This is a genomic window from Alkalihalobacterium alkalinitrilicum, assembly GCF_002019605.1.
Lineage (GTDB): Bacteria > Bacillota > Bacilli > Bacillales > Bacillaceae_F > Alkalihalobacterium > Alkalihalobacterium alkalinitrilicum.
The window spans coordinates 1,962,847-1,978,623 of the sequence record NZ_KV917368.1; the positions used below are offsets into that span (position 1 = coordinate 1,962,847).

General features: G+C 36.2%; 15 protein-coding genes and 2 pseudogenes. 6 read left to right on the forward strand and 11 right to left on the reverse strand.

Features of this window, described 5'->3' with window-relative positions; all coding sequences use genetic code 11:
- Positions 1-116 precede the first annotated feature (116 nt).
- Positions 117-1,193, reverse strand: a complete 1,077-nt coding sequence (locus BK574_RS09110) for a M42 family metallopeptidase (protein ID WP_078428382.1) — start codon at positions 1,191-1,193, stop codon at positions 117-119.
- A 142-nt stretch (positions 1,194-1,335) separates the two neighbouring features.
- Between BK574_RS09110 and BK574_RS09115 the strand changes: the two genes are divergently transcribed.
- Positions 1,336-2,496: a M20 family metallopeptidase gene (locus BK574_RS09115; protein ID WP_078428383.1), complete on the forward strand. Its 1,161-nt coding sequence runs from the start codon at positions 1,336-1,338 to the stop codon at positions 2,494-2,496.
- Between the two features lie 54 nt (positions 2,497-2,550).
- Here BK574_RS09115 and BK574_RS09120 read toward each other — a convergent pair whose 3' ends face one another.
- The 8 genes from BK574_RS09120 to BK574_RS09150 all read right to left on the reverse strand — a co-directional run bounded on the left by BK574_RS09120 (position 2,551) and on the right by BK574_RS09150 (position 10,172).
- The gene (locus BK574_RS09120) at positions 2,551-3,405 is read right to left on the reverse strand and encodes a hypothetical protein (RefSeq protein ID WP_078428384.1); all 855 of its coding nucleotides are present in this window, start codon (positions 3,403-3,405) and stop codon (positions 2,551-2,553) included.
- A gap of 118 nt (positions 3,406-3,523) precedes the next feature.
- Positions 3,524-5,041 (reverse strand): sodium/proline symporter, encoded by a 1,518-nt coding sequence (locus tag BK574_RS09125; RefSeq protein WP_078428385.1) that lies wholly within the window; start codon positions 5,039-5,041, stop codon positions 3,524-3,526.
- Between the two features lie 2 nt (positions 5,042-5,043).
- Positions 5,044-5,199, reverse strand: coding sequence for a hypothetical protein (locus BK574_RS27435; protein WP_158211602.1), 156 nt, complete (start codon positions 5,197-5,199; stop codon positions 5,044-5,046).
- A 103-nt stretch (positions 5,200-5,302) separates the two neighbouring features.
- The gene (locus BK574_RS09130) at positions 5,303-5,653 is read right to left on the reverse strand and encodes a cupin domain-containing protein (protein WP_078428386.1); all 351 of its coding nucleotides are present in this window, start codon (positions 5,651-5,653) and stop codon (positions 5,303-5,305) included.
- A 12-nt stretch (positions 5,654-5,665) separates the two neighbouring features.
- A complete protein-coding gene (locus BK574_RS09135) occupies positions 5,666-6,427 on the reverse strand; it encodes an SDR family NAD(P)-dependent oxidoreductase (RefSeq protein ID WP_218970563.1) in 762 nt (253 codons plus the stop codon).
- A gap of 108 nt (positions 6,428-6,535) precedes the next feature.
- Positions 6,536-7,609, reverse strand: a complete 1,074-nt coding sequence (locus tag BK574_RS09140) for a Leu/Phe/Val dehydrogenase (protein ID WP_078430816.1) — start codon at positions 7,607-7,609, stop codon at positions 6,536-6,538.
- A gap of 71 nt (positions 7,610-7,680) precedes the next feature.
- Positions 7,681-8,511, reverse strand: a complete 831-nt coding sequence (locus BK574_RS09145) for a thiamine pyrophosphate-dependent enzyme (protein ID WP_078428387.1) — start codon at positions 8,509-8,511, stop codon at positions 7,681-7,683.
- Positions 8,508-10,172, reverse strand: a complete 1,665-nt coding sequence (locus BK574_RS09150; protein ID WP_158211603.1) for a 2-oxoacid:acceptor oxidoreductase family protein — start codon at positions 10,170-10,172, stop codon at positions 8,508-8,510. The genes BK574_RS09145 and BK574_RS09150 overlap by 4 nt, the downstream gene beginning before the upstream one ends.
- Before the next feature lie 236 nt (positions 10,173-10,408).
- On the opposite strand from BK574_RS09150, the gene BK574_RS09155 reads away from it, so the two are divergent.
- On the forward strand, positions 10,409-11,050 hold the full coding sequence (locus BK574_RS09155; protein WP_078428389.1) for a GntR family transcriptional regulator: 642 nt from the start codon (positions 10,409-10,411) through the stop codon (positions 11,048-11,050).
- Between the two features lie 81 nt (positions 11,051-11,131).
- Here the strand turns inward: BK574_RS09155 and BK574_RS09160 are convergent, their stop codons facing one another.
- Positions 11,132-11,938, reverse strand: coding sequence for a VOC family protein (locus tag BK574_RS09160; RefSeq protein WP_078428390.1), 807 nt, complete (start codon positions 11,936-11,938; stop codon positions 11,132-11,134).
- A 147-nt stretch (positions 11,939-12,085) separates the two neighbouring features.
- Between BK574_RS09160 and BK574_RS28390 the strand changes: the two are divergent.
- From BK574_RS28390 to BK574_RS09175, 4 genes and pseudogenes are all read left to right on the forward strand, one after another.
- Positions 12,086-12,314: pseudogene (locus BK574_RS28390) on the forward strand (IS4 family transposase); the annotation flags it as partial.
- A 165-nt stretch (positions 12,315-12,479) separates the two neighbouring features.
- Positions 12,480-13,656, forward strand: a pseudogene (locus BK574_RS09165) (IS256 family transposase).
- Positions 13,657-13,927: 271 nt separating this feature from the next.
- On the forward strand, positions 13,928-14,437 hold the full coding sequence (locus BK574_RS09170; RefSeq protein WP_142247935.1) for a MarR family winged helix-turn-helix transcriptional regulator: 510 nt from the start codon (positions 13,928-13,930) through the stop codon (positions 14,435-14,437).
- A 360-nt stretch (positions 14,438-14,797) separates the two neighbouring features.
- On the forward strand, positions 14,798-15,304 hold the full coding sequence (locus BK574_RS09175) for a CBO0543 family protein (RefSeq protein ID WP_078428392.1): 507 nt from the start codon (positions 14,798-14,800) through the stop codon (positions 15,302-15,304).
- Here the strand turns inward: BK574_RS09175 and BK574_RS09180 are convergent.
- Positions 15,301-15,738 carry a hypothetical protein gene (locus BK574_RS09180; RefSeq protein WP_075387446.1) on the reverse strand — a complete coding sequence of 146 codons (438 nt, stop codon included), beginning with the start codon at positions 15,736-15,738 and terminating at the stop codon, positions 15,301-15,303. The genes BK574_RS09175 and BK574_RS09180 overlap by 4 nt on opposite strands.
- Between the last annotated feature and the right edge of the window lie 39 nt (positions 15,739-15,777).

Sequence of the window (15,777 nt, forward strand, 5' to 3'; positions counted from 1 at the left end):
TCCGATTAACTAATCAGAAATTTTAGATAATTAAAGCGTAACATAAGTTGATTAGATTGGAAATCAATAAGAATTGACACCTTTAGTGTACTAAAGTTACCATATACTAAAAATAACTATATAAAGCCCATATTTCCCCAGTCTTCTTGTCTTTCAATCATTGCTTTTAATAGAATAAAGCCTTGCTCAAAGTCATTTAAATTAGCCACTTCAACTGGAGAATGTGAATATCGGCGAGCGAATGTTATCGCCCCTCCTAGAATTCCTTCCCTTTCTAAATGGACAGCAGCCAAATCTGTTGTTGCACCTGTCATGACCGCTAATTGATAAGGAATTTCGAGTTGTTCAGCAAATTGGATGATACATTTTTTCATTTGCCTCGACATGATATTTCCCCTTACCCCACCACCTGCTAGAGCTGGAATGACGGGTCCTTGTCCAATTCCAATCGGGTAGCCACTACCGAGACTATCTGGTGTATCTGCACATGGAATTGTATCAAGAACAATTGCAAAATCAGGATTGACTTTATACGTCGCCACTTTCGCACCTCTTAATCCTACTTCTTCTTGGACGGCAATCACCCCAACGAGCGTTCCATTAAAATCGCCCTTTGCTAACGCTTTAAAGAGTTCTACTAACAACACACAACAACTTCTGTTATCAATTGCTTTTCCACAAATTAAATCTTGATTTGAGAACCGATCTAAGTCACTAATATAAGTAATTGGATCACCAATTTGAATGCCCATTTCTTTCACTTCTTGCTTTGACTTTGCCCCGATATCTACATACAACTCATAAATAGACGGGACTTTATTTCGTTCTTCTGGTGATTGCAGGTGACCAGCTTTAACACCAATAACACCAAAATGATCGTTCACCTGAACTTTTCGGCCAACCATTAACGCTTCGAGCATTCCTCCTGTTCGCTCGACTCGTATAAACCCACATTCGTCAATATCACGAACAACACAACCAATCTCATCAGAATGAGCAGATACCATAATCGTAGGGCCTGGTTGCTTCCCGTGTTTATAGGCATAAATGTTTCCCATTTGATCAACTTCCACTTCATCACTATGAAGTTTCAACTGCTCTACTAAGTTTTGAACAACACGGTGTTCATTCCCTGGACCTCCTGAAATCGCTGCTAATTCCTTCAATTGCGTAAAAAACGTCTCTTTAAACATATGGATACCTCCAATATATTTTTGTTTATTTTCTCACAAAAACATTTACTTCGCAAAGCGAAATATCTTATTATAATATGAGTTTAAATGAAATTGCATGGTACAATTTAAGAAGAATAATTACTTACTTATGGAGGAACAAATGAAAAAACAAATCCATCTAGAAATTGAAAAAATTCGTGAACAACTTTATAAAATAAGTCAATACATTGGCGAAAACCCTGAGTTAGGTCATGATGAATTTAAAGCTTCTAAAATATTTTCTGATGAACTAAAAAATCACGACTTCCAAGTTAAACTAGGAACTGCAGGTCTTTCCACTGCTTTTGAAGCCATCTATGACAGTAATATGCCAGGTCCTAGTATTGCTTTTATGGCAGAATACGATGCATTGCCTGATTTAGGACACGCTTGCGGTCATAACCTGATTGGAACAATGGCTGTAGCAGCTGGAATTGGTTTAAGTAAAGTCGTCAACCATTATGGTGGAAAAGTATATGTGTATGGAACACCAGCTGAAGAAACTCGCGGTGGTAAAGTAACGATGGCAGAGCAAGGCATTTTTGACCATTTGAATGTTGCTATGATGGTGCACCCATTTCACCGATTTGAAGAAAGTGGTTCCTCACTTGCGATGGATGCAATACAATTTGAGTTTTTCGGAAAAGCTGCACATGCTGCAGCCTCTCCACATGAAGGAATTAATGCGTTAGACGCTGTCATTCAAACGTTTAATTCTATAAACGCTCTAAGACAACATGTGACTTCAGATGTTCGCATTCACGGTATTATTCCAGAAGGTGGAAAAGCAGCAAACATCGTGCCTGATCATGCAATTGCTCAATTTTATGTTCGTGCTGCTAATCGTACTTACCTAAATGAGTTAATCGAAAAAGTCAAAAGATGTGCAGAAGGAGCTGCTTTAGCTACTGGTGCTAAACTTAAGACCTCTTTTTATGAATTTTCGTATGACGATATGATCACAAATGAAACATTATCCAATGTGTTTACAGATAATCTGGTGCAATTAGGAGTCAATCGAACTAAAATTCAAAGCAAAGGGTCTGGCGGCTCATTAGATATGGGAAATGTTAGCCAGGTCGTGCCATCCATCCATCCTTATATTCAAATTTGCAACGAACCGTATGCATGTCATACTCATGAATTTCGTGAAGCCGCTATGAGTGATCAAGGATTTGAAGGTTTGATGTTAGGCGCAACTTGTATGGCGAACACGGCTTTCGATATCCTTACATCGCCAGAATTACTAAATAAAATTAAAGAAGATTTCAAATCCCAATAAAATAGCAACTAGCTTGGTTATAATTATAAATATTCAAAGTCCCTGTCTATAGCTCTATTCGACAGGGACCTTTGGGTCTTTATTTTTAGTCAAGATATAGAAATGGTTAACATCTTTCTTTGACTGTTTGAAATCATTGATTTGAAACCCTTTAGCAAATAAACGCTGGATTACTTCCCTAAATTGATTACGCCACTTTTTAGCTAGATCTGGATTAGAATACTTTATTTTTTGAATATTTTTAGGAATCGGTAATTTAAGTGCTATATCACCTGAAGTTTCTTCGATATTACCTACCTCCCAATATAAATTATCCTCTGTTCCTATGACTTTACCAACTTCATAATACTCCTTAACTCCTCTCCTACTTGATATCAATGATTTTTTTTGTGCAAGAGTATGGTTAACATCCCAATCTACTACTAATCGATCAGTTGGTATTCCCTTATTTAAGTTATCATTAATAAATCCGTAACAATTTTCACTATATTTAAAACCTATAGCCCCTAATTTGTGAAAGTTTAAGTTTGCATTGATTGCTTCTAGTGGATCAAATGTCCATTGAATATTTGAAAAGCCTATTTTACGAGCTTGATCATATTGTTCCCATTTAAGCTCTTCACCAATACCTAAATTTCGGTAGTCTTTTAATATCCCTAATATATGTGAACAAAGATAGATTCTTGGATTGCCTGAGTTCAAATCACTTACTCCTGGGAACCCGTAAGAAAAACCAACCATTTTTTCCTTATTATTAAAAGCACCTAATACAATTCCACCATTTCTCGCTACTGTTATGAGATTGTGAAGCGGAACTTTATTAAAACTTCCCCAAATTTCTCCATATAGTTTTTCTATTTCAGAAAAATGTTCGATACTTTTTATCATTTTTATTTTAACAACTGACATATCTTCCCCCTTATACTTTTATTTTATTGCAGAGTATCCTTTTAAATAAGACAACTATTAAAATAGAGTATAAAATTTAATGACCTAGCTAAAAGGATACTCTACTTTCCCACTACAATTATTGACTGTTCAAGTCATTAACAACCTCATCAGCACTATCAGGTCTTTTCGTAAATTTACTAACGATAACAATTACAAGAGTTGCTATAATGAAACCTGGCACGGCTTCATACGTAATTCCAAAGAGCAGCTTAGATACTAAAGCTTTTACATCAGGAAGGAACGCATATGTCCATTGTGGTTGCTGTTTTACGAGAATAACGGTAATTAACCCTGAAATCATTCCCCAGAAAATCCCTTGTTTTGTTGTTCCTTTCCAGTAAAAACTTAATAATAAAGCTGGACCAAAACATGCGCCTAAACCACCAAATGCAAACAATACCATCCAGAAAACAAATTCAGTCATTGTAAATGCTAAAATTAGTGAAAGACCCATTACAAATAAGATTGATAAGCGGCTAAATAGCATTAATTTAGCTTGAGAAATTTCTTTACCTTTTCCTATCAATTTGTCATAAATATCACGTACAATTGCACTTGATGCTACTAGCAATTGACTATCAGCACTAGACATGATCGCGGCTAATATAGCTACAACTAGAATTCCAAAGAAGAATGGGTTAAATAATTCGTTTCCAAGAGATGTAAAAATGGCCTCATGGTTTTCATTTGGTAATAATGAGATATCAGGGAAATATGCTCGACCAGTTAACCCAATCATAATCGCCCCGTATGCCATCAATAAGTTCCAAATTGAACCGATAAGAGCAGCTTTACGCATTTCTCTTGGATCTTTAAGCGCCATATATCGTACTAAAATATGCGGGTTTCCTGGGCTACCTAGTGCAATCCCGACAAGCCCCATTATAGCTCCAAATGAAAATGAGAACGGATCGATAAAGTTTGTACCTTGGACGTGCATGGCATCAATAACTGGACCAAACCCTCCTAATCCGATGATGGCAACAATTGGGAGAATTGTTAATGAAACAAACATAAACATTGTTTGAAGCAAATCCGTTTTTGCTACAGCGTGAAATCCACCTAGGATTGTATATAATAGAATAATTCCTGCTGTCATCCACATTCCACTTGTTGATGATAGTCCCAAGCTGTTAGAAAATGCGGTACCCCCTGCTACAATTTGACTACCTACGTAAGCGATCATAAAGAAAATGATAATTAATGCACTCGTTACCCTTAAGAGATTTGTTTTATCCTCATACCTTGACTCGAGTATATCTGGGATTGTAATACTTCCAGTCTTTTCACTAAATCTACGAAAGCGTTTTGCAACATAGAAAAACATGAAGATCTCTACGAAGATATAACCAAATGCGACCCATACAGCTTGCAATCCACCTACATAAGCCATACCTGTGACCCCAAGAACTAGCCATGCACTCCGACCAGAACTTACCGCACTAAATGCTACTGTCCATTTCCCTAAGTTACGACCAGCTAAGAAAAAGTCCGTTAAACCTCCAGAGGATTTCTTTGAATTTACATACCCAATAACAACTAATAAAATAAGATAGAGGATAAAAACAGAGATCGTAAGTGGATGTGCATTCATAATTATAGTTCTCCCTTCACATCATCAGAGTTTGACGATACTGATATTTCTTTATGCCGAGCTTGATCTTTCTTTGTTTCACTTAAATAAACTAAAATAGTTACTAACACAACTGAAACTGGAAACAACACAAGACTAAGAAATATTCCAAATGTCATAAAGTACACCCCTCTTTTTTATTTTTTTAAAATATTCTGAAATTTAACCTAGAAGAAAACCCTTCTCTAATGAAAGGCATTCTTCTAATTATTTGACCTTATGTTATTTATTCCAGTTTGCTGGGTATAGAGAAAAGAAGAACGCACCGCTGGATGTTGTTTCATAAACGATTGGGGTATCTTTTTCCACAAAGAAAACATCCCCGCTTTTCCCTATCATTCTTTCAGTCTTCATTTCGTCGTGAATTATAATTTCTCCTTCAAGAACATAGATGATTTCATCATATTTCACTGTCCATGGAAACTTACAATTTTCCATTTTTACGATTCCACCTCCGAGAGAATCAGAGATTTCATCATTAACTACTCTCGTTATAAAAGCCTCACCTGTACCTATTGTGCCTTCCAAAACTTCAAATTTTACATTAGAATGATCTATAAAAAGTACTGTCATACGTTCCCTCCTTTACCAACCACCGTATGCTAACCAACCGCCGTCTACAGTATATGTCGTACCTGTAACATAACTCGCTTCATCTGAAGCTAAAAATAGAATGACATCTGCCACTTCTTTTGTCGTTCCAAAACGTTTCAACGGTGTCCTTCTCATGATGTCTTCGTCACCATATCCACCTGAATCTTGATCTTGATCATCTAAAGGAGTCTTAATAAAGGCAGGAGCTACCCCGTTAACTCTAATACCTTTTTCGGCCCACTCTACAGCTAACACTTTTGTCAGTCCGTTCATCCCGTGCTTTGTTGAACTATACGCTGCTCGCATTGGAACGACAACAGATCCCCAAATAGAAGTAATATTTACTATTGATCCACCACCGTTTTTCTCCATAAACTTAGCAGCTTCTTGTGCCCCAAAAAATACACCCGTTAAATTTGTATCAATAACCGCTCTCCAGTCTTCTTCCGATAATTCCATTGAGGGTGCAATTCGATTAACCCCAGCATTATTAACTAAAACATCAATTTTACCAAACACTTCTACGGTCTTAGTCATTAGCCTTTCTACGTCTTTTTTATTTGCCATATCGCAAGCTATCGCAATGACATCATAGCCTTTCTCTTTGAGTTTTGCCGCTACTATATCTGCCCGCTCTTGACTTCTAGAATTAACGACTACTTTAGCACCTTCTTCTGCAAACCTTTCAGCAACGGTTTCACCAATCCCCATGCTTGAACCAGTAATAATACATACCTTATCTTTTAATCTCAATTATCCCATCTCCTTTTAAAGCTTTTGTTTTTATATCCTTCCTTTTTAGAAAAAAAGAAGTTTTTCACATCTAACTGATATGTGATATATCAGTTAGATGATAAAAAATCACTGCATATTATTAATAATGTCTTTTTGCAGGTGCTTCGCCCTACCAACAGACTCTATTCTTCTTTCAGCATATAAATCAGCTGCCTTATATGTTGGTATAGTCTCTTCTTTTGAAATCTTTATTATGTCAGTCATCGTTTCATAAATTCTCTCAACGTGATTAATCGCCCTTACTTCATTGAACCCACCTGGCTTTAAACGATCTGTATCATAAATCGTACCGCCTGCGTTGGCAATATAATCTGGAGCATACAAAATGCCTAATTCGCTTAAAAAATCACCGTGCTTCTCATCAGCAAGTTGATTATTTGCACTGCCTGCAACTACTTTACATTTAAGCTCTGAAATCGTTTGATCGTTTATGATTTTACCTAGTGCACACGGTGAAAAAACTTCAACATCGAGTGAGTGAATCGTCTCTGTACTTTCAACGCGCACTCCAAATTCTTCGGTTAATTCTTTTGTTCGCTTGGTATCAATATCAGCAATCGTTACATTAGCGCCTGCTTCTGTTAAGTATTTAACGAGATAATAACCGACACTTCCTACTCCCTGAACAGCCACTCTAATATCTTTTAATTGATCTGTTCCATATTTTTCTTTTACACAAGCCTTTATCGATTGGAACACTCCTAAAGCGGTTGACGGTGAAATCGGACCTGCACCACCCAATTCCCTTGGAAGAGTTACTACATAAGGCGTTTCTGATCGGATTGTTTCCATATCTCTTAATGTTGTACCGACATCTTGACCAGTAATATACAAACCATTTAAGCGGTTTAGAAATCTACCAAATGAACGAAATAATGCTTCACTTTTATCTTTCTTAGGATCAGCGATAATAACCGCTTTTCCACCACCAAGGTCTACTCCTGCAGCCGCATATTTATATGTCATCCCTTTTCCTAATCGAAGTGCGTCCTCAATCGCATCCCATTCAGTTGCATATGTCCACATTCTACATCCACCAGTAGCAGGTCCTAACGTTGTATCATGAATACAAATAACACCTTTAATTCCCGTTTGATTGTCATTAAAAAAATAAAGATTTTCATAATCATATTTCTGCATATATTCAAAGATCTTTCCTTCCAATTCGAACACCTCAATTTAACTATTATTTTAGTTTTGATAAAATATTCCTAGATTATTTTAGAACGGAGATACCTTGCTAGATTTTTCTCTTCCCCCTTCTCAAGCTGGTTTGAGGGTATAGTAGAAGGAGAAGACTTTTGCCAAAGTACACCTGCCGGCATTTTTGATTGGCTAAGTATACCTACAAACTCTTCTGGGGTAGTGCTTACTTTATCATAGTATTCTATATTTTCTTTATAGAAGTCGTAGCCATGGGACTTATTGAAAACCACACAAGGGCTGAATACATTAATCAAAGAAAATCCATTATGTTGTATACCTTTAACTACCAAGTCTTCTAAGTGTTTAAAATTACCTGCAAATCCTTGTGCTATAAAAGAAGCGCCTGATGACCAAGCAAGAAGCAATGGGTTGATAGGGGTGTCTTTGTTACCTATTGGTGTAGTCGATGATTGGTAACCAATAGGACTAGTTGGTGAAGTTTGCCCTTTTGTATTACCATAAACACCATTGTCCATAACAACATACGTAATATTTAAATTCCGTCTAGCTGCATGTACTAAATGACCAACACCTATTCCATATCCATCACCATCGCCACCTGCAGCAATTACAGTTAGTTCTGGTCGCGCTGCCTTTATACCTTGAGCAATAGTTAAAGCTCGACCATGGGTAGAGTGAATGGAATAACCACCGAAATAGTGTGCTATTTTCCCACTACAACCAATTCCAGATACTAATGTTGCGTCCTCTGGTTGAACTTGTAAATTGAGTAATGAACGCTGAATTGCTCTAAGGACTGCATAATCTCCACATCCAGGGCACCATGTAGGCGCATTTCCATTTGAATAGTCTTTCGTCGTTAATGTTTGTGTCATGTACTCACCCCCAACCTTTGAACTAACTCTTTTTCAAATTCTTCTTCTGTATAATGTTCACCATCAAAGCGCAGAATGGAATTAACCTCTTTGTGCTGAATCGCTTCTTTAATAAACGTTCGTATTTGGCCAGTAGCATTATATTCAGCTACAATGACTTTCTTTGTTTCCTTAATCGCATCTATAAGCTCCTGTAATGGCACTGGCGATAATTGTCTTAGTAAAATGCCTTGATAAGTTTCTGGATCTTTGTTTACGAGGTGCTCTATTAATTCTCCCATCGCTCCCGTTCCAATAATCGTTATTGGCGCCTTTTCACTACCAACTTTCGAAAACGCTCGATGATATATGATGTCATCTGTTTTATGCAATCTCCTTAGATGTAGCGACTGTCTAACCTCTTTAAAGTCAGGCTCCATATAACCTCTTTCATCATGTTCGTCACCGCTAGCAACATAAGCCCCACCTTTTACACCTGGAATGGTTCTGTTCGGTGGTAATCCATCAAGTGACTCGTATCGTATATACTTACCGTCTTCTACGTTTTCAGTGATCAATCGACCACGATCAATAACTATACCATTGATGGCCTCCTCTATTTCCGTCCAAGGAAGAGAGACACGCCTTAATGCTAAGTCTAGATCTAGTGCTATTATGACTGGGCATTGATAATAGTCTGCTAGGTTTAAAGCTTCCTGAATGACTGTAATACAATCAATGACACTAGTTGGAGTAAGTAATACTCTAGAAAACTCTCCATGACCACCATATTTGAGGTGATTTAGATCACTCTGCTCCGTTTTGGTTGGCATTCCTGTTGAAGGTCCACCCCGTTGATTATCAATGATTACTAACGGTATCTCTGTTGCTGAACAGTAGCCAATGCCTTCAGTCATCAATGATATACCTGGTCCGCTTGTCGCAACTATTGTTCTTTTTCCTGAAAAACTACATCCTATTGCTGCATGGATTGCAGCTATTTCATCTTCTACTTGATAAGTCGCACCGCCGAGTGGTGGTAACCATTCTGATAGATTTTCTAAAATCTCTGAAGCAGGTGTTATCGGATATCCGAAATAATGTCGGACACCGCCAGCTATAGCCCCGAGGGATAACGCGTCATTTCCAGATATACTTGCATATTCTGTATCTCTTTTTAACAGCGGTCGACCAACACATCTCGTCTTTGTCAATTGAAACCCTTCATAGAATAAATCTTGGTTCTTTTGATCTTTAAAACGTTGTTGAATTTGCTGTTGAACTTCTTTAAAAGAAATACCAAGTGCTCCCGTTATTACTCCGACTGCCCAAACATTAAAACCTATTTTAGGAATATCTAAAATATTTTTTTCTTCAACTGTATTAGTTACTTGTTTAGAACCATAGATAGAATATTCGTTCTTTACTCGGTCCTTATAACGTTTTACACCTTCATCATCCCAAACGATTGCCAAATCTACCTTTTCCAAACGAGGTGGTAGTTCGATTTCATCATCTTCTGAGATGTAGATTTCATATGCTGTGTGTCCTCCACGGATAATTGTTGAAAAATCTCTCCATACCCGATGTTTATATCCTAATGTTTTCAACACATTTGATAATATCTCGCCACCTGTTTCTATCCCCTGGCCAGTTAATCCAAGTATTGCAAAACTTTTCATCTTTACTTCCCTCCTTGTATTCATGTATAATCTGATATATTAGATATTATATAATATTCAGAAAAATAAAACAATAAGATTAAGAAAAATTTTTAAAAAACTCAATTACATTTTAAAAATACTCTTATACCACGAAAAAACACCTCAAGGCCTACTTGAAGTATTTTCGAAAGAATATTAAATTATATGTATTCTAATTAAAGAAACAACTAATACCATAGGACGGTGATTACAATATGATCGAAAAAAGAAACTTAAGTGAACAAGTTTATTTTTATTTACGAAAAAAAATTATCAGCAATGAACTTACACCTGGTTCAAGAGTAAATTATGATGACATTATTTCTGAGTTAGGGATTAGTAAGACCCCCGTTCGTGATGCGCTATATTTGTTGCAACAAGATGGACTTGTTGAAATAAAAGAACGGTCAGGTACGTTTGTAAATACACCTAAAGTCCAAGATGTAAAAGAAGTATATGATATTAGAAATGCTTTAGAGCGTCAGGCAGTAAACTTAGCCATGGAAAACATGACAAAAGCGGATATTGAAAAAATGCTTAATAAAGCAATAAAAGTAGAAGAAACTTTAAATGATAGTAGTGTTGAGACTTTCGTGGAATCCGATCGGGAATTTCACAGAACATTAATATTATGGTCAAAAAACCAACGTTTGATTAAATTAATGGAGTCATTAGATGCACAACTTCAGTGGATAAGTGTAATAACTGCTACTAGCTCCGAACGACCTAAAGAAACGAATGCCATGCATAAACGAATTATAGCTGCAATGTTACACTCAAATAAAAAAATTGCACAAGATTTGATGGAAGAACACATTGAAGAAGCAAAACAAATTACATTAAAAGAATTCATCTAAATAGAGGTTGACTCATAAGTGTAAACGCTACCATCATTTAAGATTAAGCGCCGACACTTTCTCTTGAGTCAACCTTTTTAATTAAATCCAGTACAATACATTACCAAGTTCTATTTCACGTTTCTCTTCACTATCTCTTTGACATGAGAATAAAAATATTCGCTCACCATAATGATGTAATACTTCAGAAACCCTACCTTTATTGACAGGTTCACAGAACATTAGGTCTCCACCATTAAGAAATAACTTCTGACATCTCGCATTTAGCGATGATGAATTAAAAGTTTCACTTGCTTCAAGATTAAATACATTTTGCCATCGTTCAACCGTCTTTTCTAAGTCATTAACAGCAAATCCGATAAATGAACAATATAAATCATCCCCTAATTTGTGTGGTGCAATTAAGTTTCGGTTTCTTAATGCGACCCTTCGTTCATTGTCACTTTCTTCCCACTCAATAAAAAAAGGAAGTGGTAGAGTTTGGAAGTCGTTATCAATAAATAGCATCTTCCATTTAATTTGACTACCATCACTTAGAATTCTCTCCCCTATAAACGGTCCTCGAACTTTTAATCCCTTTTTCGTTAATTGTAAAGATAGCTTTTCAATATTGGAGGTTCTCATTGCAAAGGATATTAAATGGTCTCCCTGATTACGTTCTAAATATACTTGCTTAATAATTCCAATATCATCAACCTTTCCTGCTTTACTTATATCATTAATTCCCATCCATTCAATGTACGTCAAATCAAAATAACATAATGTATTATAAGTCCCCCATTTTATATGATTCCCACCATGAACAACATGCAACCCATACTTTTTCATACAATTCATTGCTAATTTTGGATCAGTAAAATGGACAATATGATCTAGAGCTAAGTCCATTAGCTACACCTCCTCCTTTTTTCAAATTATTATAACAATCTATCAATTCATCTCTATATTTATTCGTATAACTTTTAATAATTTCCTTAGTAAACAACTCCTTAGATATTTATAATGTTAATAACACTAGTGTTGCATTAATTTAGTTTGTCAAGGCGATTAAATGGCTTGAATTCAGATATCTTTCAACGACTTTTTTCATGATTTAGTGTCAATTCATGTGAAAACGCACGCTACCAAACTTGTGATGGCCTCAAAAACCATTCATTCAAGTACATTACCACTTAAAATGACGAATTACCTGCGGGCAAAATTCCGCAAAACAAAGGCTGGTGTAACAGTAAATCCGCGCCTTGAATTTATGGAAAAAGGGATTCGGGTATTAACTTTTGACTATAATAAGAAAATAATTTTAATCTAAAAATTCAGTCATAATTTATGAAGATGACGTACAATAGTTTGTGTAAATGATTTGAAACAAAAAAAGAGGTAGGGTACCCTCTAGTTAACCGCTAAACCAACTGAGAGGGATGCCCTACCTATGAGTACTAGTATAGGACAAAACACACTTGAAAATCAATTAGATTCTATGGTTCGTGAGTTTGTGAAAGAAAAACTTGAGACCATGATGAAAGAAGAAACGAATAGTTTTTTTGAACATGAACACCCAGAGTTAAAAAACCAGAAGAACGGCTTCTATCAAAGGCAACTAGATACCAAGTATGGAAGATTGGAAGATCTACAAGTGCCTCGTGATCGTGAAAATGCCTTTCAAACAGAGATCTTTTCTCCTTATCAACGACGTGAGCAGTGGCTTGGTGAAACCATTATCACAATGTATCAAAAAGGTGTAAGCACTCGTGAAATTGGTCAGTTTATTGAGCGTATTTTAGGTCATTCTTACTCGGCTGCAACGATTAGTCAAATCACCGACGTCGTGGCAGAGGATATTGAGTCTTGGCAACAACGACCACTGAAAAAGCGCTACTCTGTCCTTTATTTAGATGGTACTTATCTCAAGCTGCGTCGTGATGATGTTGCTAATGAAGTTGTCTATCTCGTTGTCGGCGTCACGGAAGATGGCTTCAGAGAAATTCTGGGTTTCTATGTTGGTGGCCAAGAAAGTGCGCTAGGTTGGAAGACGATTCTTAACGACCTTTATCACCGTGGCCTTGAAGAAGTTCTTCTAGGTGTATTCGACGGGCTTCCAGGTCTTGAGGAAGCTATGAAAGCCGTTTATCCAAAAGCGGATGTCCAGCGCTGTGTTGTTCATAAGGTTCATAATGCTCTCAATGCCGTCAGAAAGAAGGATCAGTCCGCTGTAGCTGAAGCTTAAACCTATTTATAAAGCCAATACTCAAGAGGAAGCCAAGGGAAAGTTTCGTGCTTTCAAGGACACATGGCAAAAAAAATATCCAAAAGTCGTTAAAAGCTGGGAACAAGACCTTGATGTTCTGCTGACCTTTTTAACCTATCCCTCCTCCATTCAACCGATGATTTACACGACAAATATCATCGAGCGAACGATCAAGGAGATCAAGAAACGAACCAAAACCATGAACAGTCTCCCCACTGAAAAAGCGGCTGAAAAAATCGTTTATCTTCAATCGATGGACTATAATCAACGCTGGGCAGAAAGAAAGTTAAGAGGCTTTAGTAATGCCTACTCTACTTTGCAGGAGATGTTCAAACAGCGATACGGAACCGAACGCGAATAGGGATGTGGAAATTTTTTCTGGTATGGCCCCCGAGGGGGCCATACCAGAAACTCCCTCCCTAAGATCTGAGGAAGTACCCTATTGATGATTTACACAAACTTATTGACACTACCTTTATGAAACACTAGTGAGTTAATACAATAATACAATTGCTAGTTTAAAGAATTTTAAGGTGGCAATAATAAATATACAGTTTCCAATAAAAGGTAAATTCTAGTTACTACTACTTCACGTTAGACAAATAATTTAATTCAGGAGAGGAGAGATGGTTTTGAGTTCAATGGGAGAACGTTTTACTACGAGTTATAAGGCATTCGCTTGTATTAGAGGGCTTAATGCTGTCATTGAAAATGATATTATACAATTTATTAAAAAATATGACCTTTCTTTTCCGAGTTTCCGAACTCTTTGGATATTATATTTTGATACAAAATTAACGATGAGCGATCTTACCTATTTGGTACAAACTAATATTTCAAATGCCTTTCGTCAATTAACAAAATTAAACGAGGCTGGTTTAGTAAAAATTGAGGCTGGAAAAACGACCCGAGCGAAAGAATTGACAATTACGGAAGAAGGACGGGTCATTGTAAAAGAATTTATTGAAGAACATGTTACAAATTCTAATCTACAGATTGTAAAAATATTAGAAAAGATTCCCGAAGAAGACCTTAGTAAATTTATGGAAGTCGTTACTTTATTAACAACCGAATTATTAGGACAAACCTACACAGATTGGTTTGACTATTCAGCCGATTCCATTTTAAAGGACTTTAATTAAACGCCAACATTGATAAATTTAATGTTCGGTGTTTTTTATTTGCTTTCGCAAATAATTCTTTTTCATTCGTGTCATAATAGGACTAAGAAAAAAGATAACGATTCTCACTTAATCTTTATCAAGTGAAACTTCCATCAGTGAGGATTTTCCTCTTTCTCCACTAATGGTTAGTTGAAGCCCACACGATGTAGGTCAAACAGACGTTGCCACAGGACGTGGCGCATTTATCTGCTTTCATTTAGTTGTTACTGAAGTTTATCCCCCAATATCCTTCATTAATTCCTCGATTTCTTAAAGTGGGGGATTACTGCCAGCTGTTGCGGGATAAAGTTGAATCTATACAAGGGAGGAGGGTAACAATTGGCCAAGCACAGATTAGAAAAAAATATTATCATATCTTCTACTGTCATTACAATTTTATTATTACTTGTTTATGTTCCCAGAACGAAAGTGCGTCAAGCATTAGTCTCTCTTCTTTTTCATCAAGTAATCACGTGGTATTTCGGATTACTCGTTGTTGAAAAAGGATTGGTTCAATACCCTTACCGCTATTATTTTAAAAAATCAAACAAATCTAGTTTTATTTTTGAATATCTCATTTTTCCAGCGTTAGCTGTACTATTTAACCTTTATTATCCTGAGCAACAAACTTTTCTTAAGAAATCTTTATATTATTTTAAATATACAGCTGTCGTCACATTTTTTGAAATAATTGCAGTAAAATTTACCGATTTAATTCGTTACAAAAATTGGGCTTGGTATTGGAGCTTTATGACAATTGGTGTATCGTATTATATTTCTCATGCTTTTTACCGATGGTTTATGAAAGAGCCTCTGTTCCGTTCAAATGTTATTGAAAAAAATTAAAAAGTTTCTTTTTTTAACGTCAGTATTTCATCTTTTTGAAAGTTGGCGTATCTAATGACACACTTTACTTCCGTTTCTTGGCCTAAGTAGTGACAACCACCGCAAGATATCGTTTGACTTTGAAATTCATGAGCTCGTTTTAAGTTAAAACAGCCACCGTATGATCCGCCTTTATTACTTATAATCTCATAATACAAGGGAGAAGAATTTAACATTTCTTTATGCTTTCCTTTGTATGTTATCTTAGTGCTGTATTCGATTTCCGTTCCATTCAGATTCATTTCATGTTCCACATACCAATCTTGTGACGCTCCTTTAAATGTTACAGAATTACCTCCAAGTCTTTTGCCTTCATCTGCATGAACAAGTTCAATGCTGAAAAGTAAGATAAAAATTAATAGGAATGGCAAGGCAAAACTAATTCTTCTTTTCATTATATCTCCCTCACTTTTTCTCTTAATATCATCATGAAG

Excerpts from the sequence above, each read along its gene's own strand:
- BK574_RS09110 (WP_078428382.1), bottom strand. The coding sequence starts at position 1,193 with ATGTTTAAAGAGACGTTTTTTACGCAATTGAAGGAATTAGCAGCGATT.
- BK574_RS09115 (WP_078428383.1), top strand. The coding sequence starts at position 1,336 with ATGAAAAAACAAATCCATCTAGAAATTGAAAAAATTCGTGAACAACTT.
- BK574_RS09120 (WP_078428384.1), bottom strand. The coding sequence starts at position 3,405 with ATGTCAGTTGTTAAAATAAAAATGATAAAAAGTATCGAACATTTTTCT.
- BK574_RS09125 (WP_078428385.1), bottom strand. The coding sequence starts at position 5,041 with ATGAATGCACATCCACTTACGATCTCTGTTTTTATCCTCTATCTTATT.
- BK574_RS27435 (WP_158211602.1), bottom strand. The coding sequence starts at position 5,199 with ATGACATTTGGAATATTTCTTAGTCTTGTGTTGTTTCCAGTTTCAGTT.
- BK574_RS09130 (WP_078428386.1), bottom strand. The coding sequence starts at position 5,653 with ATGACAGTACTTTTTATAGATCATTCTAATGTAAAATTTGAAGTTTTG.
- BK574_RS09140 (WP_078430816.1), bottom strand. The coding sequence starts at position 7,609 with ATGCAGAAATATGATTATGAAAATCTTTATTTTTTTAATGACAATCAA.
- BK574_RS09145 (WP_078428387.1), bottom strand. The coding sequence starts at position 8,511 with ATGACACAAACATTAACGACGAAAGACTATTCAAATGGAAATGCGCCT.
- BK574_RS09150 (WP_158211603.1), bottom strand. The coding sequence starts at position 10,172 with ATGAAAAGTTTTGCAATACTTGGATTAACTGGCCAGGGGATAGAAACA.
- BK574_RS09155 (WP_078428389.1), top strand. The coding sequence starts at position 10,409 with ATGATCGAAAAAAGAAACTTAAGTGAACAAGTTTATTTTTATTTACGA.
- BK574_RS09160 (WP_078428390.1), bottom strand. The coding sequence starts at position 11,938 with ATGGACTTAGCTCTAGATCATATTGTCCATTTTACTGATCCAAAATTA.
- BK574_RS09180 (WP_075387446.1), bottom strand. The coding sequence starts at position 15,738 with ATGAAAAGAAGAATTAGTTTTGCCTTGCCATTCCTATTAATTTTTATC.